We start from the raw sequence: 6348 nt of genomic DNA, 5'->3' as shown, positions 1-6348 counted from the left end.
CGGGTGTTCGTCCTGATAACGCAACAGAAGCGAATCCAGATTCTTCTCCAGGACCAGAATTCGCTGCGCCAGTTCCGGATCGGCGTTCATTCCACTGTTCTGGGAAAACAGCAGGAGTGGCTCATTGCCTTCCGTTTGCCGCTGGTAGGTATTCAACTGGCCACGCGCTTCCTGTAACTGCAACTGGGCTTGCTCAAGAGCAGCTCGCGCTGCCTCGCGTCGGCCGTAGTAATCGCGCCCTTCGTTCCCCATCATTCCGGCATGTTCGCGCTTGAATTGCTCAAGGCGTTGTTCAGTCTCCTCCAATCGAGACTGGTATGAGCGCAGCTGCGCCTCGATGAAATCCTGTGATTTTTTAAGATCGCGCGAGGTATCCCCCAAACCGCGCTCCATGAACAAATTTACGGTCTCACGTACTACACGAGTCGCAACTTTCGGATCGGGCCCGGAATATGACAACTGATATAGATTTTCGCGCCCACTGCTGCTCAGCGCCAAGGTTCGACCCACCTCATCAATCAGCCCCTGCATCGCTTTATCGCTGTTAACGTCGTGGTCAAGATCAGCACGCCGTATCACTTCTTCCAGGTTTGGACGACTCAGCAAGGTACGGGCCATCAGCCTGACCTGTTGCTCGGTATTCGGACGCACGGTCAAACCACGCAAAAGCGGGTTTAGCAGGGTCTGGGTATCGACGTAGATACGGGAGTAAGACCGATAAACGTCCGGCAGGGTGTACACCCAGGTCCAGCCGACGACCGCCACCATCCAGGCGACGGCACACGCAAACCAACGCCAGCGCACCATGCCGCGTAGTTGGCCCATTAACTGTTCGATCAGATGTTCCATAACTCTACTGGGCGGGTTGCAAGTGTGCGATTAACGAAGGAGCCCAAGTCGCTCACCAATCCAGTGCCGGGGCCTCGCGGACCGCTCTAAAACATCGTTTCGGGGATTACCAGGATGTCTCCCGGCTGGACATCGACGTTGGCGCCAATATCGCCACCGTTGATCAGATCGTCGAGCCGCACTCGGTACACCTGCTGGGTTCCTTCAACATGGCGAATAATGTTGGCTCGGTTTCCCGCTGCAAATGAGGTCAACCCGCCCACGTCGATCAGCACGTCGAGCACGGTCATATGCTCTCTATACTGCAAGGCGCGCGGTTGAGCCGCCTGGCCGACGACCCTGATTTGCTGATTGTATGGACCGCCGAATCCGCCCATGATGACGGTGACAATGGGGTCGCGGATGTACTCGGCCAGCGCCTTCTCCAGATCGCGGGCCAATTGAGTCGGGGTTTTTCCCGCCGCCGGAAGATCCTCGACCAGGGGCGTCGTAATCATCCCATCGGGTCTGACCGTCACCCCCATCGAAACTTCCGGGTTTTGCCACACCATGATCTGGAAGGAATCGCCTGGCCCGATGATGTAGAAGTAATCAGATGGCTGTTCAACGGTTGCCGGCGCCCGCGGTGGCCCACCGAAGCCGCACCCACCCAGCATGACGGACACAGCCGCGAGACCGCAGGCCCCTGCCAGTCGCAGCAATCGGTAGTTCACGTTCATCCCCAAACTCCTGTTGAAATTAGCTCAGCATTACTAACCGCACGCCGCGACGGAAGTCCGCCCGCGTTGGCACGACGGGAGGTTATCGCACCTTTTGAAAGAATTCTTCACAACACCACGCAACCAACTCGCGCAGGCCCACTCGCTTTAGGTGCCTGGACCGACAGCATGCTTCTCACTACATCCCCGCGTCTGAGGTAATCCCTGAAGCCATGCGGTAGAGGCTCTGCCACTGGCGATTGTGGCACGACCGCCGTAACGCCCCCACAGGCGTGCGTCAGGTCCCCAAAGGCCCACATTTTCAGACATCGTCGGCCCTTGTTAGCCATACGCAACATCGGGTTCACGGGCGTCACCCGGCGCACACGACCACGGCCGACCCGATCATTCTGCCCCGAAAACAGAACGGCACAGTGGACGATGGTAGCGCGTGCACTTCCTGGGGCGTACAGTGCGCGCATCGACAACGCTGTTTCTGGTAAAGCGCGCTGGTAGGCATAACGGGCGTTGGCAGCACCCACATCGCAACATATCAACAGGCGCTCAACGAGTTTGCATGGTCAAAACACCGAAACATAATGAGTTGATTGTCGTAGCACTCGCAGACACCGATGAAACTCGGCGAATGCACCATCGGCTACGCTACCAGGTTTACTGTGAAGAGCTGGGTTACGAAGATCCGCGCAGTTTCTCAGACGGAGAGGAACGCGATCGCTTCGATGAAGACGCGGTGCATTTCGTCGCATATGACCGGCGAAATCAGAATTGGGTCGGCGCTCTGCGCCTGATTCCACCCAGTGTGCATGATCTACCGTTACTCGCCGCCACCGGAATTGCTGGCGAGGTGCTGCCGTTATTTAGAGAGCGACGGGTGGCAGAAATATCCCGCATGTGCGTGCCGGCGCGAATCCGAAAATCGTCGGACGGATTCCTCGCGTCCAATGGGCGCGTTGAATCCCGATGTGCCAGCGAGAGCGCACTCATATTTTTCGCGCTCGTGCGCGCAAGTGTCGGCTATGCCTTTCAGCAAAAAATTGATTACCTCGCATTTTTGACCAGCCTGCCTCTGAGCCGGCTGCTGGCACGTCTTGGGATCAAAGACCACCCTGCCGGCACAGCATGCAACCATCGTGGCATCCGCTATCCTCGTATCGCTGACGTCGCAGGTCTGTTCCAGGACCTGATCGGCGCTCATTCCGACCACCCTTTCGTTCCCAAATTGGCGCCCGAGCCATTTCTTCGGCACTCGTTGTTCCCCGAAGTTTTTTGCCCCGAGCAGGCGTTGGCAGCTTGCGGGTGATGCGCCATGGCACGCGATGCTCCAACCAGTCCAATGGCCGAAACGTTCTCGCGGTATTTCGAGATGGTGCTCTGTGACACCGCGCAGACGCTGTGGCTGGCGCAACGTTTGCGTTACGACATTTACTGCCGAGAGTATGGCTTTGAGCGCGAGGAAGACTGCCCGGGCGGCCTCGAGCAGGATGAGTACGACGCCCAGGCCCATCACTGCCTGATTCGTCATCGCGACTCGGGGGCCGTGGCCGGCTGTTTACGCCTGGTCTATTCAGATCCCGGTGCCGCGCTGACCCAACTACCCATTGAGCGTCACGGCGCAGCGGCGCTGGAAGGCTCAAGCATCCAGCCACGCTGCTTCCCACGATCAGAAATTTGTGAAATTTCGCGCATTGCCGTGTCACGCAACTTCCGCCGCCGCGCACGGGAAACCGCCAGCCCGGTTGGGGACCTCGAAGCGGCTACCCAGGACGCGGCAGACGCCCGATCGTTTCCCCTGTTGGCGGCGGCGCTATTCATGGCGGCCCGGGTAATGGTCCTGCGCGTTGATAAACCCCACGTATTCGCGGTGATGGAGCCACGCCTTGCCCGCATGCTGGAGCGCTCTGGATTGTGCTTTCAGCGGCTTGGACCGTTGGTCGACTACCATGGGCAGCGGGCAGGGTATTACCTTCACTACACCTTGCCGGAACATCAGGCATCCCTGGCGGCGCCTCGCGATGACCTGAGGGATTTTTTCCAAGCGGTGGAAATGCAGTTGGCGCCTCAACTAGCGGCTCGGCCACTCCCCGGATTGCCACCGAATCCGGTCTGAGCTTGCAGCAGCCTGCTGCCCGCTTCACCCATCCGGACCATGACAGGCTTCGACTACGCTACCGCTTTCACCCGCACGTTAGGCTGGGTTACGGCCCAGGAGTCGGTGCGCCTGCGTCAGGCACGCGTTGCTATTGCAGGTTTGGGCGGTGTCGGTGGCAGTCATTTACTCACGCTGACGCGCCTTGGCCTTGGCCAATTCAGCCTGGCGGAGTTTGACCGCTATGAGCTGCATAACTTCAACCGCCAGGCCGGCGCCTACCTCGATACCGTCGGGCAACACAAGCTCGACGTCATGGCACGCATGGCGCGCGGCATCAATCCGGAACTTGACCTGCGGCTGTTCCCTGCCGGAGTAACCACGGACAATCTGGTGCAATTCCTGGATGACGTGGACGTCTATGTCGACGGCATCGACTACTTTGCGTTTGACATTCGCCGGGCCATATTTGCAGCGTGCCGCCAGCGGGGCATTCCGGCCATTACGGCCGCCCCTCTGGGTATGGGCGCCGCGCTGCTGGTGTTCACGCCCGGTGGCATGAGCTTTGACGACTACTTTCAGTTGCACGGTCAGTCGCCGACCGAACAGGCATTGCGGTTTCTGGTCGGACTGGCGCCGTCCCTGCTGCACGCCAGCTATCTTGTGGATCCAACGCGGGTACGCTTTGGCGAACAAGCCGGGCCATCCACACCCATGGCCTGCGAACTGTGCGCGGGCATCGCGGCCACCGAGACGCTAAAACTGCTGCTCGGCCGTGGCCCAGTGCGAGCGGCGCCGCATGGGCTGCATTTCGATGCTTATCGGGGCAAGCTCGCCCGAACCTGGCGGCCAGGTGGCAACCGCAACCCGTTGCAGCGGCTGCTTCTGAACCTGGCGCGTCGGCGGCTACAAGCCAAGCCCCAGCCGCCTTCGGAGTAACGACCGTGACACCCAGTACCCGCAAGGCGCTTGTTGGACTGTTTGCCGTCTGGCAGCTCAGTGCTGTGTCGACTCAAACCAATGCCGACGAGCTGATCGACGGCGCAGCTTTGGCACAGCGCATCTACGATCGTGCCGACGGCCAGGACGCCGCCACCCTTTTCACCATGACCCTGACCGCGACCAACTCCACTCCCCGCCAACGCCTGGCCTACAGCTTTCGTCGCGACGGCAAGAACGGCGAGGTACAGTCACTGCTGCGCTTCGACAGCCCGGCGGACATCAGAGGCACCGGCCTACTGGTTCATAGCCGTGCGGACGGTAGCAGCGATCAGTGGCTGTACCTGCCGGCGCTCGACCAGGTGCGGCGCATCGCGTCAGACCGGCGCGGCGGGCGCTTTGTCGGATCCGATATCTATTACGAGGACCTGGAAGACCGCCGCCCGGATCGCGACAGGCATCGCCTCCTCGGTCAGGAGCAGATCGAAGATCTGCCGACCCAGCTCCTGGAAAGCGTGCCGATCGACGCCACAAAATCGGTGTACCGAAAGCGCCTCGCCTGGATACATGAACCCACCCTGCTGCCCGTACGGGTCGATTTTTTTGAGTCCGACGACAAGCCCAGAAAACGCCTTACCGTGCACAAGATGGAACAAATCCAAGGCTATTGGACCATCACTGACAGCACCATGACCGACCTCACCAACGGCCACCAAACGCGCATTTCCGTGCAGACTGTGCGCTACGACCAGAACCTGCCGGAATCGCTGTGCACCACCCAGACCCTGGCCGATCCTGCCATCGACGGCGCCCTGCGGCCGCAATGAATCCGCATGCACCCCGCAGGCGTGTGCGACCCCGCGCCAGGGTAATGGTGGCCTTCGTGCTTGCGGTGGCCGGTAGCGTGTTGGCGCACTCGGCAAATAGCGCCTCCGGCGTGCCGCTCACCGCGGTGCGCGTGGTCGGGCTTCCGGATGCGGCCAGCGCAACGACAGTTGCGCTGCAGGTGCGGGGCCTGGCCAGTCCGGCCTTCGTCCGGCGCGCGGCGGACGGCAGTTTTATGGTCCAGGCCGGGGCCTTTGCCGATGCCACGCTCGCGCAGCGCCACGCGGCGCGTCTGTCGGCTGCGGGCTTGAGCAACGTTGCTTTGCAGTCAACCGGCTCCGCGGCGTTCGCCCCACCCGCAGTCGCGGCGCAGCCGGTCAAGGATCGTGAGTCATACCCGGCCCCTGCCGCGCGCCTGCCCCCCGCAGAGGCGACTGCAAAGCAGTCCCAGCCAGCCGTGCGTTCCACCAAGCCCGCAATGCCCATGATGTTCGCCTTAGGCAACAGCGCGGACGCCCCACGGGGATCGTCGTCACAGGCGCCAATCACCGGCGTGACCTGGCGGGCAGCCCGGCTGCAGGCGGAAAGCGCCGCGTTTACGGGGCACGACCGCCCGGCCCGGCACAGCCAGTTTCTGCACGCAAGCGGGGGTTTGGACTGGCGGCCGTCGGCCAGCATCGAACTGCGCGTGGCCGCGCGGGGCGACGGCTACCGGCACCAGGGCTGGCAGGACCACAGCGAGATCATGCTCGACTACGACGAGGTCTACCTGCGCCGACGCTGGTCCAACCTTCGCCTGACCATGGGCGCGCAGCGCGTGCTGTGGGGCCGAGTCGACGAGATCCCGCCCACCGACCATATGTCGGTCACCGACCTCACCCGCATGGCGCTGGATCGACTGCCGCAACGGCGGCGCACCGTACCGGCCGT

Annotated in this window: 6 protein-coding genes and 1 pseudogene; 5 read left to right on the top strand and 2 right to left on the bottom strand. The window is 61.6% G+C overall.

Annotated elements, in window-relative coordinates; all coding sequences use genetic code 11:
* The coding region (locus tag ABZF37_RS13130) for an XrtA system polysaccharide chain length determinant (protein WP_372720650.1) at nt 1-849 on the bottom strand (849 nt) is incomplete at its 3' end.
* Nucleotides 850-935: 86 nt separating this feature from the next.
* Nucleotides 936-1568, bottom strand: a complete 633-nt coding sequence (locus ABZF37_RS13125; protein WP_372720648.1) for an XrtA/PEP-CTERM system exopolysaccharide export protein — start codon at nt 1566-1568, stop codon at nt 936-938.
* Nucleotides 1569-2124: 556 nt separating this feature from the next.
* Between ABZF37_RS13125 and ABZF37_RS13120 the strand changes: the two genes are divergently transcribed.
* From ABZF37_RS13120 to ABZF37_RS13100, 5 genes and pseudogenes are all read left to right on the top strand, one after another.
* A complete protein-coding gene (locus ABZF37_RS13120) occupies nt 2125-2868 on the top strand; it encodes a PEP-CTERM/exosortase system-associated acyltransferase (protein WP_372720646.1) in 744 nt (247 codons plus the stop codon).
* Between the two features lie 6 nt (nt 2869-2874).
* On the top strand, nt 2875-3675 hold the full coding sequence (locus ABZF37_RS13115) for a PEP-CTERM/exosortase system-associated acyltransferase (protein WP_372720644.1): 801 nt from the start codon (nt 2875-2877) through the stop codon (nt 3673-3675).
* 39 nt (nt 3676-3714) lie between these two features.
* Nucleotides 3715-4593: a ThiF family adenylyltransferase gene (locus ABZF37_RS13110; RefSeq protein ID WP_372720642.1), complete on the top strand. Its 879-nt coding sequence runs from the start codon at nt 3715-3717 to the stop codon at nt 4591-4593.
* A 5-nt stretch (nt 4594-4598) separates the two neighbouring features.
* The gene (locus ABZF37_RS13105; protein WP_372720639.1) at nt 4599-5420 is read left to right on the top strand and encodes an outer membrane lipoprotein-sorting protein; all 822 of its coding nucleotides are present in this window, start codon (nt 4599-4601) and stop codon (nt 5418-5420) included.
* Nucleotides 5421-5467: 47 nt separating this feature from the next.
* Nucleotides 5468-6348: pseudogene (locus ABZF37_RS13100) on the top strand (hypothetical protein); the annotation flags it as partial.

Source organism: Immundisolibacter sp., assembly GCF_041601295.1.
GTDB lineage: Bacteria > Pseudomonadota > Gammaproteobacteria > Immundisolibacterales > Immundisolibacteraceae > Immundisolibacter.
This window is presented reverse-complemented; position numbering and strand designations above follow the sequence as displayed.